A 14,384-nucleotide genomic window follows, 5' to 3' on the forward strand; every position below is an offset into this window, starting at 1 on the left:
TCAGGCGAGCAGTTTGGCCTTCAATGCGGCGAGGTCGGTGTCGGTGAGCTGCAACCCTGCGCGCAGGTAGTTGTCGAAGCTGCCGTAGGTCTGGTTCACCTGGTCGAAAGCGGCGTCGAGCCACGGCTGTTGGACGCCGTTGATCGGGTCGGCGGGGGTGGCGTTGCGGTACTGGTTGGACAGCAGGTAGTCCTGGTTGACGGTGTCGCGGTCGACGCCGAGGAGGGTGAGCAGGACGGCGGCGGTCCAGCCGGTGCGGTCCTTGCCCGCAGTGCAGTGGAACAGCACCGCGCCGTCGGTGGCGATGATGTCGTGCAGCACCGCGGCGAAGGCCTGGTTCGCGCCGGGGGCGGTGATGAAGGCGCGGTAGAGGCTGTCGCCGCCGGTCAGCGTGCTGATCAGCACCTCGGGCGGGGCCTGGCCGATGACGTCGTCCCAGTTGGCGCTCGCGCCGGCGGGCACCTTGTCCGGACCGATCGCGCGCTCGTAGACCGTGCGCAGATCGTCCACGACGCGGACCTGACGGCCGGTCAGCTCGGCGAGGTCGGCCGGGGTCGCGTTGTTCAGCTGGCCGGTGCGGTAGACGAGGCCGGTGCGGACCGTCTGGCCGGTGCCGGTCCGGTATCCGCCGAGGTCGCGGGCATTCTGCACACCTTGCAGGTTCAGCGACCGGTCGAACGCGACCGCTGATGCGGCGGGCGGTTCGGCGAGCGCGGCACCGGTCACCGGGCCGAAGGCGACGGCAAGTCCGGCGGCCAGCGCAATGGGGGTACGAAGCGAGCGGGTCATGCGGGTGCTCCTAATCATCGGTTCCCCCGACGCCCCAGCAAACCAACTGAAACATCCGTTGGTCAAACTGGGCCGATTTACGCCGCGACCTCGAACCGCGACAGCGCGAGCAGCCGCGAAATCGCCCGCAGATACTTCTTGCGGTAGCCGCCGTCGAGCATCTCCTGCGAGAAGATCTGATCGAGCTTGGCCCCGGAAACGGTGACCGGAATGCTCGCGTCGTAGAGCCGGTCGGCCAGCACCACCACGCGCAACGCCACGGCCTGATCGGCGACCGGATGCACGTTCGCGATGAACACCGACGACACCCCGGCGATCAGCGCGCCGAACTTCGACGGGTGCAGCGTGCTCAGATGCTTCAGCAGCGCGTCGAAGTCGTCGAGCGTGGAACCCGGTGTGGCAGCGGCTCGTTCGGTCAGCACCGCCGACGACGTCGGCTCCGGCGCGGGCGGCAGATCGCGGTGCCGGTAGTCCGGTCCGTCGACGCGCACCGGCTCGAAGATCGAACCCAGCTTCTTGATCTCACGCAGGAAATCCTGTGCGGCGAAACGACCTTCGCCCAGCTGACCCGGCAGCGTATTGGAGGTCGCCGCGATCGAGACGCCCTTGGCGGACAGCTCGGTCAGCAGCCGCGAGACCAGCATGGTGTCGCCGGGGTCGTCGAGCTCGAATTCGTCAATGCACAGCACACTGTTCGCCGACAACCGCTCCACCGCACTGCTGAAGCCAAGGGCGCCAACGAGATTGGTCACCTCACCGAAGGTGCCGAACGACTTCGGCGCAGGCGCGCTGTGGAAGATGGAGGCGAGCAGGTGGGTCTTGCCGACGCCGAAGCCGCCGTCGAGGTACAGCCCCGCGCCGGACACCTGCTTCTTCTTGCCGAACAGGCTCTTCTTGTTCGCGGCCTTGTGGATCTTGGCGACCTCGCCTGCGAACTCCTCGGCCTTGCGCACCGCCGCCGCCTGGCTCGGCTCCTTGGGGTCGGGAATGTAGGACCCGAAGCTGACCTCGTCGAACATCGGTGGGGGCACCATCTGGGCGACGAGCTGGTCGGCCGGAACCTCAGGGTGGCGGTCGACGAGGCGTTCTTGCATGTGCGAAGCCTAATGACGTGGTGAGATCTATGTTCATGCAGCGTATCCACAATGCGATCCAGCTCACAGACCTGAGACCGGACGACCTAGCCCAGCTGTACGCGTACCCGGCCGAGCTCCGCGAGCCCTACGTCCGCGCGAACTTCGTGTCCAGCATCGACGGCGCCGCGACCAGCGACGGGCAGTCCGCCGGCCTGGGCACACCGGCCGACAAAACCGTGTTCCTGATGCTCCGCGAACTGGCCGACGTGGTCCTCGTTGGCGCGGGCACGGTCCGCGCCGAGAACTACGGTGGCGCCAGGACCGATCCGCAGCGCCGGCGGGCGATGCACGAGCGCGGCATCGGCGGCCATCCGGACGGTACGGCGCCGCCGATCGCGGTGGTCACCGCGAGTGCGGCGATCGATGTGGGCGCCCGGTTGCTCACCGATACGACGGTCCCGCCGTTGATCATCACCACGACCACCGCTCCCGCGGACCGCAAACAGCAACTGGCCGACGCGGGCGCGGACGTCGTCGAGGCGGGCGATCTCGCGGTGACCCCCAAAGCGCTGCTGCGGGTGCTCGCCGAGCGCGGACTACATCGCGTGCTGTGTGAGGGCGGCCCGCATTTGTTCGGCGAGCTGCTGGCCGCCGACGCCGTCGACGAGCTGTGCCTGACTACCGCACCCCTGCTGGTCGGTGGCACCGCGCGGCGAATTTCGCTGTCCGCGCACGAGTTCGACCGCCCCATGTCCCGCGCGCACATTCTGCTCGACGACGACGGCACGATGCTGACCCGATGGGCCCGTGCATGAAACAACGGCCCGAACCTGGCAGGCTATAGCGCATGCGCTGGACTCGGGCCGTCGTGCTGGCCGCGACACTCTCGATCATGATCGCCGGATGCGGGGCGGGACCCTCCGACCGTCCCGGTGTCGCCGTCGAGCGCGATCGGGTCGGCGGCACTGCCACCACCTCGGCCGCCCCGGCCCCGCCGCCCAGTGCCGACGTGCCCAAGACCGACCTGCCGTGGAAGGACTGCACCACGCCGACGCTGGACCTGCTCGGCCTCGGCCCCGCTCCGGCGGGCCTGGTGCTGGAATGCGCGGAATACACCACCCCGATCGACGCGGGCGGCAGCGTGCTCGGCAACTTCCGCGCCGCCGCGATGCGCGCCCGGCTGCCGCAGACTCCCGCGGACGCCGCCCCGCTGGTCCTCACCTCGGGCGCGGACCGCTCCTCCACGGCCACCCTCGCCGGACTCGCCGTCGGACCCGCGAGCGCCGTGCTGGCCGCACGCCCGATCGTCGCGGTGGACCGGCGCGGCATCGGCAGCTCGCAGCCGCTGGACTGCCTGCCGCCCGAAGTGCGTAAAGGCCTCGCCGACAACGCCCAATTCGGTCCCGGCGCAACCGATCCCGTCGAAACGATGGTCTCCTTGAGCCAGGACGGCACCATCGCCTGCCGCGACTTCCTGCAGCCCTACGAGGGCACCTTCGACGCACCGCACGCCGCCGACGACCTCGAACAGCTGCGCAGGCAATGGCAGGTCGAGCGCATCGCGCTGCTCGGCACCGGCAACGGCGCGAAGGTCGCGCTCAGCTACGCCCGCAAGTACGGCGATCACCTGGCCCGGCTCGTACTCGACTCCCCCGAGGCCGTCGGCGCGGACGCCGTCACCAGGGCCGAACAGCAGCTCGAAGGCGCGGAGGCCGCGTTGACCGCCTTCGCGCAGCGCTGCACCGGGGCCAGCTGTTCGCTCGGCCCGGACCCGCGCGCCGCGATCACCGATCTGGTGAACCGGGCCGGATCCGGTGGGCTGGGCGACATCTCGGCCAACGCGCTGCTCACCGCGGTCTCCGGTTTCCTCGGCAGCCCGCGCGCCGACCAGGCCAACCGGGTCCGCGAACTCGCCGACGCGCTGTCCGCGGCCGGGCGCGGCGACCGTGCTGCGCTCGGCACGCTGATCCAGCGCGAATCGGCGGCCATCGGCGGCGACGGTCAATTCGTCAACCGCTGCACCGACACTCAGCAACCGCCGACGCCGACCAAGGCCAAGGAACTGATGGGCACCTGGGGTGCGAAGTACCCGGTGTTCGGCAAGAACATGGCCGTCGGGTTGATGGAATGTGCGGCCTGGCCGGTGTCGGCCGCGCCCGGAATGCCGGAGAAACTCAGCATTCCGGTGCTGGTGCTCGGCGGGATCGCCGATCCGGTGGTGGGCAATGCCGGGCAGGCGTCGGTCTCCGGCGCGCTCGGCGCGGCCGGGGCGCGGCACGCGGGAGTCACCTGGCAGGGCTGGGGCCACCCGGTGTCCACCCACTCGAGTTGCGCGCAGCGCACCATGGTCGAGTACCTCAAGGACGCGAAGCTGCCCGCCGACGGCACCGCCTGCCCCGCCTGATCCGCCGCCGCGAACAGCCCTTCTAGCGGCGCGTCGAACAGGTCCGGACAACCGTCGCAACCTGATCCGGTGTACCGTGCCCCAGTGTTACTTCGACAGCTCGAGCCCCGCACTGCTCGCACCACCGCCGAGGTGATCAAGTTCGCACTCTGGCCCATCGCGGTCATGACTGTGCTGAACCGGGTTTTCATCAAGGCTGTCAATGGTTTCATCACCGACGACTTCCGGCCGGTCTACCAGGCCTCGCTCGACTTTCTCAACGGGCGGCCGGTGTACACGGCCAACTTCGATTCGGTCGATCCGCACTACCTCTACTACCCGAGCGGCACGCTGCTCATCGCGCCGGTGGCGTGGGTGCACGACTACGAGAAGGCCCGCTGGCTGTTCATCCTCCTGAACGCCGCCGCGATCATCCTCGCCTGGTATCTGCTGCTGCGGCTGTTCCGGTTCACGGTGAATTCCGTTGTCGCGCCGGTGTTGCTGCTGGCGATGTTCATGTCGGAGACGGTGACCAACACGCTGGTGTTCACCAACGTCAACGGGTGCATCCTGCTGGCCGAGCTGCTGTTCCTGCATCTGCTGCTCAAACGACGTGATCTGTGGGCTGGTCTCGCACTCGGATTGAGTCTCGCGGTGAAACCGACGCTGGCGCCGTTGCTACTGATCGCACTGGTCCGCGGGCAGTGGAAGGTGTTCATCACCGCGCTGGGTGTGCCGATCGTGCTGACCGCGATCGCCTGGCCGATGTCGAAGGACCCGGAGAAGTTCCTCAGCCACACCGCGCCGTACCTGTTCGAGACCCGCGACTACTTCAACAGTTCCATCCCCGGCAACGGCGAGTACTACGGGCTGCCGCCGTGGCTGGTCTGGGGCATCCGGGTCGGCATGGGCATCCTGGTCGCCCTCTCGCTGTGGCTGCTGTACCGCTACTACCGCGACGATGAGCTGTTCTTCGTGTGCACCGCGTCCGGTGTGCTGCTCGCCGGGTCGTTCCTGCTGCTGTCGCTGGGGCAGATGTACTACTCGATGATGCTGTTCCCGTTCCTGATGACGGTGGTGCTGCGCAATTCGGTAATGCGCAACTGGCCCGCGTGGTTGGCGGTGTTCGGGTTCATGAGTTACGACAAGTGGCTGTCCGAGCGACCCGGCTGGCAGCACTGGGGTCGCGACCTCGAGTATCTGCGCATCACCTTCGGATGGGGTTTGCTGCTGATCGTGATCTTCTGCGTGCTCGGTGAGCGGTACCTGGCCGCGAAGCGCGAAGGGCGTCTGGCGTTCGGCATCGACCCCACCTGGTTCAAGCCGTTGCCGAGCGGTGCGCACGCCACCACGACCGATTCGCCCAGCTCAGCCAATGGCTCCGCGACGACGGTGGCGAAACCTATTAGCGTGGAGTGATGAGTTCCGAAGCCGATACGTCCCTGCCCGCGCCGCGGATCCAGCTGACGCCGCAGGAATGGCGCGCCAAGCTGAACCCCGAGGAATACGCGGTGCTGCGCGAGGCCGCCACCGAACGTCCCTTCGTCGGTGAATACACCGATACCAAGACCGACGGTGTCTACGAGTGCCGCGCCTGCGGTGCCGAATTGTTCCGCAGCACAGAGAAATTCGACTCACACTGCGGATGGCCGTCGTTCTTCGACCCGGCGAAATCCGAAGCCGTGATCCTGAAATCGGACGACACCCTCGGCATGCACCGGGTCGAAGTGCTGTGCGCGAATTGCCACAGCCACCTCGGCCACGTGTTCGAGGGCGAGGGGTACAACACGCCCACCGACAAGCGCTACTGCATCAACTCCATCTCCCTGCGACTGCACCCCTCGGACAGCGCAGCGGAGTAATCCGCAGCCAGCACTGGACCGAAGGGTACGTTTCCCAGCCCCGACCCGCACGCCCCGAAAACCCGGGGCTTGCCGGTCGTTAGCTCAGGGCAGGGCGTTGATCAGTTTGTCGATCTCTACGCGGGGGCCGGTGAAGAAGGGGACTTCTTCGCGGACGTGCAGGCGGGCCTCGGTGGCGCGCAGGTCGCGCATCAGGTCGACGATGCGGTGCAGTTCGGGGGCCTCGAAGGCGAGGATCCATTCGTAGTCGCCGAGGGCGAACGAGCTGACCGTGTTGGCGCGCACGTCGGGGTAGCCGCGGGCGGCCTTGCCGTGGTCGGCGAGCATCTTGCGCCGCTCGTCGTCGGGCAGCAGGTACCACTCGTAGGAACGGACGAACGGGTACACGCAGATGTAGTTGCCCGGGTCCTCGCCGGCCAGGAACGCTGGCACGTGACTCTTGTTGAACTCCGCGGGACGGTGCAGCGCCACATTGCTCCACACCGGGGCGCTCGCCCGGCCCAATTCGGTCGTACGCCGGAAGTCGGCGTAGGCGGCCTGCAAATCTTCGACGCGCTCGGCATGCGTCCAGATCATGAAGTCGGCGTCGGCGCGCATCCCCGCCACGTCATAAACACCGCGTACCACCACGTCACGATCGGCGAGACCCTCGAAGAACGCCCGCGCCTCCTTGATCGCGGCAGCCCGGTCGTCGCCGAGCACACCCGGCTGCACCTGGAACACCGAGAACATCAGGTAGCGAATGGTCGAGTTGAGTTCCTGATAATCGAGTCGCGCCATACCCCCATCGTGCCACCCGCAGGATTGACTCTGCCCTGCGGTCCTGGTCACGTTCCGCCGGTGGGTGCAGGCGAGTCAACGCGCCACTTGTACCCAGCATCCGCTGCTGAAATGGCTACCGCGCAGCCCCGCCCGTAGACAGCTCGCGACGGCGGTGGACTCACCTCGAATCGCCAGTCGCGCTTCGCTCGCGATAGCAGTGCGGTAATGCTCGAGGTGACGCTGGCGAGGCCTACCGACACGTGCGCTGGACAGCCTCGGGGACGAGATAACTTGCGGGCGCACAGATACGATGCGCAGCGGCGTGGCCCGAGCGACGCAAGCGGGCTACTAACGCCGCACATCGCCAGTGGCGAGGACGAATCAACTTGCCGCAGTGGCGATACGGCAGGGCAGCAGCATCGCCCGATGCGACGCAGGCAGCGATACAGGCGGCGTGGGTGATACGGGCCGGGCGGCCGGCACCGTGCCGATGGTGACGCAGGCGGGACGCCCGTGCCGTGTGGGTGACAGCCGCGAGCACGAGTCAGCTTGCGGCAGTTGCGATGCGGCGCGCGGCGGCGTTGCCTGCGGCGACGCAGGCGGGGACGCCGACTCCGTGCAGGTAGGCGCCGGCGAGGGCCAGGCCGTCGAGGGAGGCGACGGACTGTTCGATGGCGGCGATGCGGTCGATGTGGCCTGGGGCGTATTGGGGCAGGCCGATGCGCCAGCGTTGGACGACGGCGGATAGTGGGTTGATGGGGACGCCGGTGACGGTGGCCAGGTCTTCGGCGGCGGCGGTGATCAGGTCGGCGTCGGACCAGGACAGGGTCGAGTCGTCGCCGAATTTGCCGAATGAGGCGCGGACCAAGGCTGTTTCGCGTTGGGCGAGGTGGGTCCATTTGCGGCTGGACAGCGTGAACGCTTTGGCGCGCAACGGTTCTCCGGTGGCGATCAGGATGCCCGAGTTCTGTGGGAGGGCGGTTTCGCGCGGGAGGGCAAGTGCGACAACGACAGACGAGGACAGTTCGATGCCCGCGAGGGCGGCGGCGGCGTCCGGTGCGACGGTGCCGAGCAGGCGGGCGGTGATCGGTGCGGGGGTGGCGAGCACGACGCCGTCGACCGCGCCGATCGGGTCGACCACCCAGCCGCGCAACCCGCGGGCGAGCCGAGTGGCCGGTGTCGCGGTGACGAATTTCGCACCGGATCGCGCAGCCAGTGCCTCCAGTAGTACTTGGTAACCGTCACGCAGCCCACCGAACACCGGGGCATCCGACGGCGGCGGCAGTGCGACGGACACCGCGTGGGTGAGGCTGGGCGCACCGTCGTCCAACGCGGCGGCCAAGGTCGGTAGCGCGGCGCGCACGCCGATGGAGCGGGAACTCCCCGCGTACACCCCGCCGAGCAGCGGATCCACGCTACGCTTCACGACCTGCACACCGAATCGGTCGGCGATCAAGCGATACACGTCGACGTCCGCGCCCGGCTCCCAGGCCAGCGGCCGTTGCGGTTCGCCGGCGATCTGCTCGATCGTCGCCGCGTCGACAAGTCCTCGCATCGATTCGGCCGACGCCGGTATCCCCATCAGCGTCCGCTCGGGCAACGCATGCGTCACCCCGCCCGACCACACCAGTGGCCGCAATCCCGCGGGCGTCACCAGCTGCGTCTCCAGCCCGACCTCGCGCAGCAACTCCGGCACCTCCGGCCGCCGCCCGACGAACGCCTCCGCCCCGAGATCCAAAGGCCCCCCGGCTAGTTCACCGGTGTAGAGAATCCCGCCCACCCGTTCGGCCCGATCCAGCACCAGGATGTCCGCCGCAGGTCCGAGCAGCATCCGCAAACGATATGCAGCGGACAGCCCGCTGATCCCACCGCCGACCACAGCGATCCTCATAACCTGACGGTATCCCTCCCCCACCCGTCGCCCGCGACCGGTCCACCATCGCTGCGACGACTGCCACACCCGAATTCACCGCACCCCCGGGCGCTCTAGTGGGCGCCGGCCACGCACAGCAACACCCGCACCGGTTCACGCCCGCCGCACCACGGCGCGGGTTCGGTGTTACGCAAGTCGATCGAGCCTGCGCGCCGGGCCAGCGAGCGGCACCGCGAGGGCGACCTCGCGCCGAACCGAAGTACCGGCACCTTTGAGTAGCGGCGACACCCCTAGCCGGTGCGGACCCGAAACAAACAAGTGCGAATCACGCGCACAGCATCAGTCGGACTGTTCCCCGAGTCCGCCGGAGACGAAGGAATTGACGTCGGTGAATTCGGTGATGAATCGGACGATGCCATTGGCGCCGAGCACGGTGAGCCCGCCGGCGACGAGCGGCAGTGCGGCGGCGACCAATCCGCCGAAGATGAAGAACAGCAGCACCGCCACCGCCCCCGCTGGGCGTACCTAGCGGGGCGCGAACCCCAACAAACAGTGCGGATCACGCGAGAGCAACAGCCGCACCGACTCTCGGGATCCGCACTACCTCTGGGTGCCTCTAGCCGGTGCGGATCCCGAGAATGGGTGCGGCGTCTTTGGATCAGTTGAGGTCGGCAACAACGGCGGAACACGTGGGTGGGTTACGTGCCGCTCACGATGATGTCCACGTGCGCGCGGGTGTTGTCGGCGGCGAAATGGTTGTCTTCGTCGGCCATCCAGTGTTCCCACAGCGGGAGCGCGGCATCCCCGTCACGTTCGAGACCGCGCGCCAACCGCAGAGCAGGCGGGGTGTCGACCCAGATGGCCAGCGACAGCCGCGCTCGAACGGCGGCGCGGGCAGACGACACTCCCTCCAGCACCACCACACCGCCCGGCGCGACCTCATGCCATTCGGCCAGCGCCCGTTGCCCCCAGTCGTAGCGCTGGTAGCGACCCGGCTCGTCGCGGCCGAGCGGTCCGAGCACCTGGCCCTCCAACCGCGGCCACCAGTCCAGTGTGTTGTCCCACGACGCGAAGCTGTCGGTCGGCACCACGGGTGCGTCGCATGCGCGCGCGAGTTGAGCAGCCAGCGTTGACTTTCCAGCTCCACCCGGGCCGTCGATCGCGACCAACCTGGTCGAACCGAGGCGCGGCCCGCTCGCCTGCACCCGCGCCACGATCTGCGCGAGCACTACAGCTCGTGCACCAACTCGACGAGCGCCGTCAGCACACCGGGATCGGTATCGGGCAGCACGCCGTGGCCGAGGTTGAAGATGTGTCCCGTGGCGCCCAACGTGATCGCCTCGTCGGCTTCGGCGGCGATGCGTCGCGCTTCGGTTTCCACCGCGGCCGAGCCGGCGAAGAGCACGGCGGGGTCGAGGTTGCCCTGCAACGCTTTTCCGGGTCCGACCCGGCGCACCGCGTCGGTGAGCGGCACCCGCCAGTCGACGCCGACCACGTCGGCCCCGGCCTCCCCCATCGCGCCGAGCAGTTCGCCGGTGCCGACACCGAAGTGGATGCGCGGCACGCCCGCGTCGGCGACCTCGGCGAAGACGCGTTCGGAGTGCGGGAGCACGAAGCGCCGGTAGTCGGCGAGCGAGAGCGCGCCGGCCCAGGAGTCGAACAGCTGCACGGCGTCGACACCGGCCGCCAACTGAGCCTGCAGGAAGGCGATGGTGATGTCGGTGAGCGCACCGAGCAGCGCGTGCCAGGTCTGCGGGTCGGCGTACATCATCGACTTGGTGCGCTCGTGGTTCTTGCTCGGCCCACCCTCGACCAGGTACGACGCCAGCGTGAACGGCGCCCCCGCGAACCCGATCAACGGTGTCGCACCGAGCGCGTCGACCAGCAGCCGCACCCCGTCGGTGACCGCGCCGACCTCTTCCGGCCGCAGCCGCGGCAGCGCACGCACATCGTCGGCGGTGCGCACCGGCGACGCGATGACCGGCCCGACGCCGGGCACGATATCGAGGTCGATCCCCGCGGCCTTCAGCGGAACGACGATGTCGGAGAACAGAATCGCCGCGTCCACGCCGTGCCTGCGGATCGGCTGCATCGTGATCTCGCACACCAGCTCCGGATCGAAGCACGACTCGAGCATGCCGACACCCTTGCGCAGCTCGCGATACTCGGGCAACGACCGGCCTGCTTGCCGCATGAACCACACCGGACGCCGGCTCGGCGTCGCCCCGGTGGCGGCGGCCAAGAACGGAGCATCGGTCAGGCGGCGGCGGGTATGAGTACTCATCGTTGCCCATCGTAAAGGGCCGCCATCCTGCTCCCGCCTGCCCCGCCGCAGGGGTGCGATGGCCGAAGCCGACCAAGCACCCGTGCCCGCCGCAGGGGTGAGATAGCCGAAGCCGACCAAGCACCCGTGCCCGCCGCGGGCGTGCGGGTAGACAGACACAGACCACGCACCCGTGCCCCGCTGCGAGCGTCCGGTAGACAGACACAGACCACGCACCCGTGGCCGCAGCAGGTGTAAAACGGCCGACGCCGACCAGACTCCTCGCCAGGCCGAGAGGGACACCAACCAGCCCCTGTCGGATTGCTCATACCCAGACCGCCTTTTGCCCCGCCGCAGGGGTGCAGTCGCCGACACAGACCACCCCCCGCGCCCGCCAGCACGTGTGAATGGTCGACGCCGACTAGAACACCTCGCGAAGCCTGAAGGGAACCAACCAGGCCCACGACGGACAGCGCCCACAGAACCGGCACGTTTCGCATCGCCAGTTGCCCCAACCGCCACGCCCAACCCTCCACGCCTGACCACTGGACCGAACAACCACGCCGAGGACCGCCACACTCGACAACGCGCACGCTCAGGCGCAATCGCAAACCATCACATTCCGCAGCAAGCGATGACAACCGCGGCATCCACACCACTCAGCGCGGCCCTTCATCCGGCCGCGCAAAACCATCCGGACGAACCGCGTCCGCACCCCTCGCACCACCCCAATTAACGCGACACGCCGACGATCGCGGCGCGCGGAACCACGAAATGGCCCACGGACGCGGCACCGATACAGCGGCGCGCCTCCGACTGTGCCGGGTGCACTAGGTCTACCGTCCCCTTCGTGACACCGCTCGACTTCCGCGACGGCGCCGCAGCGACCGAGGGACCACATGGCGAGCCAGCTCAATTTCGCGCAGCGGTCGAGGCGATGGGCACCGCAACCGTGCATCCCCGGATCGAGCTGGCGCCGATCCGCCCGCCGCAACGTCTGGCGCCCTATTCGTACGCACTCGGTGCCGAGGTAAAACATCCGGAATCCACTGTGGTGCCGGTCGATTCGGAAGGAGACGCGTTCGGCAGGCTGATCCTGCTGCACGATCCGGACGGTGACGACGCCTGGCACGGCACGCTGCGGCTGGTCGCCTACATCCAGGCCGACATCGACGCCGCGCTGGCCACCGACCCGCTGCTGCCCGAGGTGGCGTGGAGCTGGCTGGTGGACGCGCTGGAGTCGCGATCGGAACCGTTCACCGCGCTCGGTGGCACCGTGACCTCGACGAGTTCGGTGCGCTACGGCGATATCGCGGGCCCGCCGCGGGCCCATCAGCTGGAGCTGCGGGCCTCCTGGACCGCGATCACCGACGACATGCGCCCGCACGTGGAAGGTTTCTGCGAGGTACTCGCCTACGCGGCCGGACTCCCCCCGGCCGGCATCACCGAGTTGCAGATGCGTTCGGACCTCTCGAAGGACCAGCGGTAGTCATCGGGGAAGACCAGCGGGCGATCCGGCGTTGAAACCCACGAAAGCATCCATCGATTCCGTTGTTGTTCGCCCGCCCGACACACGGAAGCCCGATAGGACGACAACCGCCGCGGCACTGCACGTAAAGTTCAACAACATGTCCGTACCCGACGAATCCGAACCCACCGGCGCGCCACCCCTGCTCGCGCCCGTGGATGGCGTGCCTCCGGTACTGGACACCGCCGCTGAAATCGCCGCGGCCGCCGCGCGTCTCGCCGCGGGCACCGGCCCGCTCGCCGTCGATGCCGAACGTGCCTCGGGTTTCCGGTATTCGGCGCGCGCCTACCTGATTCAGCTGCGCCGCGAGGGTGCGGGCACGTTCCTCATCGATCCGATTCCGGTCGCCGACTCGCTCGCGCCGCTGGCCGACGCGATCAACGACCTCGAGTGGGTATTGCACTCGGCGGACCAGGATCTGCCCGGTCTCGCCGAACTCGGCCTGCGCCCGCAGCGGCTGTTCGATACCGAATTGGGCGGTCGGCTCGCCGGTTTCGAACGCGTCGGCCTAGCCGCGATGGTGGAGAACCTGCTCGGTCACGCGCTGCGCAAGGGGCACGGCGCGGCCGACTGGTCGACCAGGCCGCTGCCCGCCGAATGGCTGAACTATGCGGCGTTGGATGTCGAACTGCTGCTGGAGTTGCGCGACGCGGTCGCCGCGGAGCTGGATGCGCAAGGCAAAACCGATTGGGCAGCACAGGAATTCGAGCACGTCAGGACCACCGAACCGGCCCCGCCGAAAGCGGACCGGTGGCGGCGCACCTCGGGCATCCACAACCTGCGCCGGACCAGACAGCTCGCCGTGGTGCGCGAGCTATGGACCACCCGGGACGCACTCGCCCGCGGCCGCGACGTCGCGCCTGCCCGGATCCTGCCGGATGCCGCGATCATCGCGGCCGTCACCGCCGACCCCAAAACCATCGCGCAACTGCGCGCATTGCCGGTGTTCGGCGGTCCGCGCCAGCGGCGCTACTCCCGCGAGTGGCTGGCCGCCATCGACCGCGGCCGGACCATGCCGGACAGCGACCTACCGCCGCTGACCCAGCCGTTCGACGGCCCGCCCCCGGTCAACCGCTGGGAACGCCGCGACCCGGCCGCCGCCGCCCGGTTGACCCGCGCGCGCACCGCGATGGGTGAGCTGTCCACCGAGCACGCGATCCCGGTGGAGAACCTGCTCTCCCCCGACCTCGTCCGCCGCCTCTGCTGGGACGGACTGCCCGATTACGACCACATCCCGGACTCGCCCGACGACCTGGCCAGCGCCATCGACGGCTTCCTCAAGTCCGGCGGAGCCAGGCCCTGGCAGCGCGAACTGGCCGTCCCCGGCCTGACCGAGGCGCTGACGCCGAAGCCCGACGAGCAGGTCACACCGCCGCCTCCTGCGTCTGCTTGAAGACGCGCAGACCTTCGTCCATCCCCGGGCTGAAGGCGTCCGCGAGTTCCGCGGGCAGCACGTCGTGCCGCCAGACGAACCGGGTGTGCGCGTCGCCGTGCGGGAAGACCTGCATGGACGCGTTGTTGTGCGCCGGTGTCACGCTGCCGCCGATGATCGAGTACACGAAGCGCCGCTCGTCCTCGTCGAGGGTGATGAGTCGTTCCCGCAGCGTCGACCCGTTGGCGAATTCGACCACGCGGACGTCCTGACCGTCGAGCTTGCTGTCGGTGGCGAACCCCGGTGCCATGCGCACCGGCCCGGCGACGAAATCGCGAATGATCGCCCAGATCTGCTCGGCGGGGGCTTCGATGATGAGTTCTTTCTTGACCGATGCCATGGGGCTCCTTGGGACTTGGCTAACTGGTGTCAGCTGAACGCTAGTTAGCTAACTATCTACCGTCAATAGGTAGTTA

14 protein-coding genes are annotated in these 14,384 nt (G+C 68.5%); 6 read left to right on the plus strand and 8 right to left on the minus strand.

Going from position 1 to position 14,384, the window contains the following annotated elements; translation table 11 throughout:
- Positions 1-789 (minus strand): tyrosine-protein phosphatase, encoded by a 789-nt coding sequence (locus IBX18_RS24185; RefSeq protein WP_194835816.1) that lies wholly within the window; start codon positions 787-789, stop codon positions 1-3.
- A 77-nt stretch (positions 790-866) separates the two neighbouring features.
- Positions 867-1,883: a cell division protein ZapE gene (zapE, locus tag IBX18_RS24190; protein WP_194835817.1), complete on the minus strand. Its 1,017-nt coding sequence runs from the start codon at positions 1,881-1,883 to the stop codon at positions 867-869.
- Between the two features lie 35 nt (positions 1,884-1,918).
- Between zapE and IBX18_RS24195 the strand changes: the two genes are divergently transcribed.
- From IBX18_RS24195 to msrB, 4 genes are all read left to right on the plus strand, one after another.
- Positions 1,919-2,680, plus strand: coding sequence for a pyrimidine reductase family protein (locus IBX18_RS24195; protein WP_194835999.1), 762 nt, complete (start codon positions 1,919-1,921; stop codon positions 2,678-2,680).
- A gap of 32 nt (positions 2,681-2,712) precedes the next feature.
- Positions 2,713-4,269, plus strand: coding sequence for an alpha/beta hydrolase (locus tag IBX18_RS24200; protein WP_194835818.1), 1,557 nt, complete (start codon positions 2,713-2,715; stop codon positions 4,267-4,269).
- An 84-nt stretch (positions 4,270-4,353) separates the two neighbouring features.
- On the plus strand, positions 4,354-5,667 hold the full coding sequence (locus IBX18_RS24205; protein ID WP_194835819.1) for a glycosyltransferase family 87 protein: 1,314 nt from the start codon (positions 4,354-4,356) through the stop codon (positions 5,665-5,667).
- Positions 5,667-6,110 (plus strand): peptide-methionine (R)-S-oxide reductase MsrB, encoded by a 444-nt coding sequence (msrB, locus tag IBX18_RS24210; protein WP_107658092.1) that lies wholly within the window; start codon positions 5,667-5,669, stop codon positions 6,108-6,110. Before IBX18_RS24205 ends, msrB begins: the two co-directional genes overlap by 1 nt.
- Before the next feature lie 84 nt (positions 6,111-6,194).
- Here the strand turns inward: msrB and hemQ are convergent, their stop codons facing one another.
- The 5 genes from hemQ to hemE form a co-directional block, all read right to left on the minus strand.
- Positions 6,195-6,890, minus strand: coding sequence for a hydrogen peroxide-dependent heme synthase (hemQ, locus tag IBX18_RS24215; RefSeq protein ID WP_147141248.1), 696 nt, complete (start codon positions 6,888-6,890; stop codon positions 6,195-6,197).
- Between the two features lie 526 nt (positions 6,891-7,416).
- A complete protein-coding gene (locus tag IBX18_RS24220; protein ID WP_194835820.1) occupies positions 7,417-8,763 on the minus strand; it encodes a protoporphyrinogen oxidase in 1,347 nt (448 codons plus the stop codon).
- Positions 8,764-9,084: 321 nt separating this feature from the next.
- The gene (locus IBX18_RS24225) at positions 9,085-9,252 is read right to left on the minus strand and encodes a hypothetical protein (protein WP_194835821.1); all 168 of its coding nucleotides are present in this window, start codon (positions 9,250-9,252) and stop codon (positions 9,085-9,087) included.
- Positions 9,253-9,443: 191 nt separating this feature from the next.
- A complete protein-coding gene (locus IBX18_RS24230) occupies positions 9,444-9,974 on the minus strand; it encodes a uridine kinase (RefSeq protein WP_194835822.1) in 531 nt (176 codons plus the stop codon).
- Positions 9,974-11,029 (minus strand): uroporphyrinogen decarboxylase, encoded by a 1,056-nt coding sequence (gene hemE, locus IBX18_RS24235; protein ID WP_194835823.1) that lies wholly within the window; start codon positions 11,027-11,029, stop codon positions 9,974-9,976. Before hemE ends, IBX18_RS24230 begins: the two co-directional genes overlap by 1 nt.
- 829 nt (positions 11,030-11,858) lie before the next feature.
- Between hemE and IBX18_RS24240 the strand changes: the two genes are divergently transcribed.
- Both IBX18_RS24240 and IBX18_RS24245 read left to right on the plus strand, forming a co-directional pair.
- Positions 11,859-12,497 carry a DUF3000 domain-containing protein gene (locus IBX18_RS24240; protein ID WP_147141257.1) on the plus strand — a complete coding sequence of 213 codons (639 nt, stop codon included), beginning with the start codon at positions 11,859-11,861 and terminating at the stop codon, positions 12,495-12,497.
- A 139-nt stretch (positions 12,498-12,636) separates the two neighbouring features.
- Entirely contained in the window at positions 12,637-13,929 is a 1,293-nt protein-coding gene (locus tag IBX18_RS24245; protein ID WP_194835824.1) for a ribonuclease D, read from the plus strand.
- Here IBX18_RS24245 and IBX18_RS24250 read toward each other — a convergent pair.
- On the minus strand, positions 13,901-14,308 hold the full coding sequence (locus IBX18_RS24250) for an SRPBCC family protein (RefSeq protein ID WP_147141262.1): 408 nt from the start codon (positions 14,306-14,308) through the stop codon (positions 13,901-13,903). The two genes, IBX18_RS24245 and IBX18_RS24250, sit on opposite strands and share 29 nt — an antisense overlap.
- Between the last annotated feature and the right edge of the window lie 76 nt (positions 14,309-14,384).

The sequence above is a fragment of the Nocardia sp. XZ_19_369 genome, from assembly GCF_015355715.1.
GTDB lineage: Bacteria > Actinomycetota > Actinomycetes > Mycobacteriales > Mycobacteriaceae > Nocardia.

Excerpts from the sequence above, each read along its gene's own strand:
- IBX18_RS24185 (WP_194835816.1), bottom strand. The coding sequence starts at position 789 with ATGACCCGCTCGCTTCGTACCCCCATTGCGCTGGCCGCCGGACTTGCC.
- zapE (WP_194835817.1), bottom strand. The coding sequence starts at position 1,883 with ATGCAAGAACGCCTCGTCGACCGCCACCCTGAGGTTCCGGCCGACCAG.
- IBX18_RS24195 (WP_194835999.1), top strand. The coding sequence starts at position 1,919 with ATGCAGCGTATCCACAATGCGATCCAGCTCACAGACCTGAGACCGGAC.
- IBX18_RS24200 (WP_194835818.1), top strand. The coding sequence starts at position 2,713 with ATGCGCTGGACTCGGGCCGTCGTGCTGGCCGCGACACTCTCGATCATG.
- msrB (WP_107658092.1), top strand. The coding sequence starts at position 5,667 with ATGAGTTCCGAAGCCGATACGTCCCTGCCCGCGCCGCGGATCCAGCTG.
- hemQ (WP_147141248.1), bottom strand. The coding sequence starts at position 6,890 with ATGGCGCGACTCGATTATCAGGAACTCAACTCGACCATTCGCTACCTG.
- IBX18_RS24220 (WP_194835820.1), bottom strand. The coding sequence starts at position 8,763 with ATGAGGATCGCTGTGGTCGGCGGTGGGATCAGCGGGCTGTCCGCTGCA.
- hemE (WP_194835823.1), bottom strand. The coding sequence starts at position 11,029 with ATGAGTACTCATACCCGCCGCCGCCTGACCGATGCTCCGTTCTTGGCC.
- IBX18_RS24245 (WP_194835824.1), top strand. The coding sequence starts at position 12,637 with ATGTCCGTACCCGACGAATCCGAACCCACCGGCGCGCCACCCCTGCTC.
- IBX18_RS24250 (WP_147141262.1), bottom strand. The coding sequence starts at position 14,308 with ATGGCATCGGTCAAGAAAGAACTCATCATCGAAGCCCCCGCCGAGCAG.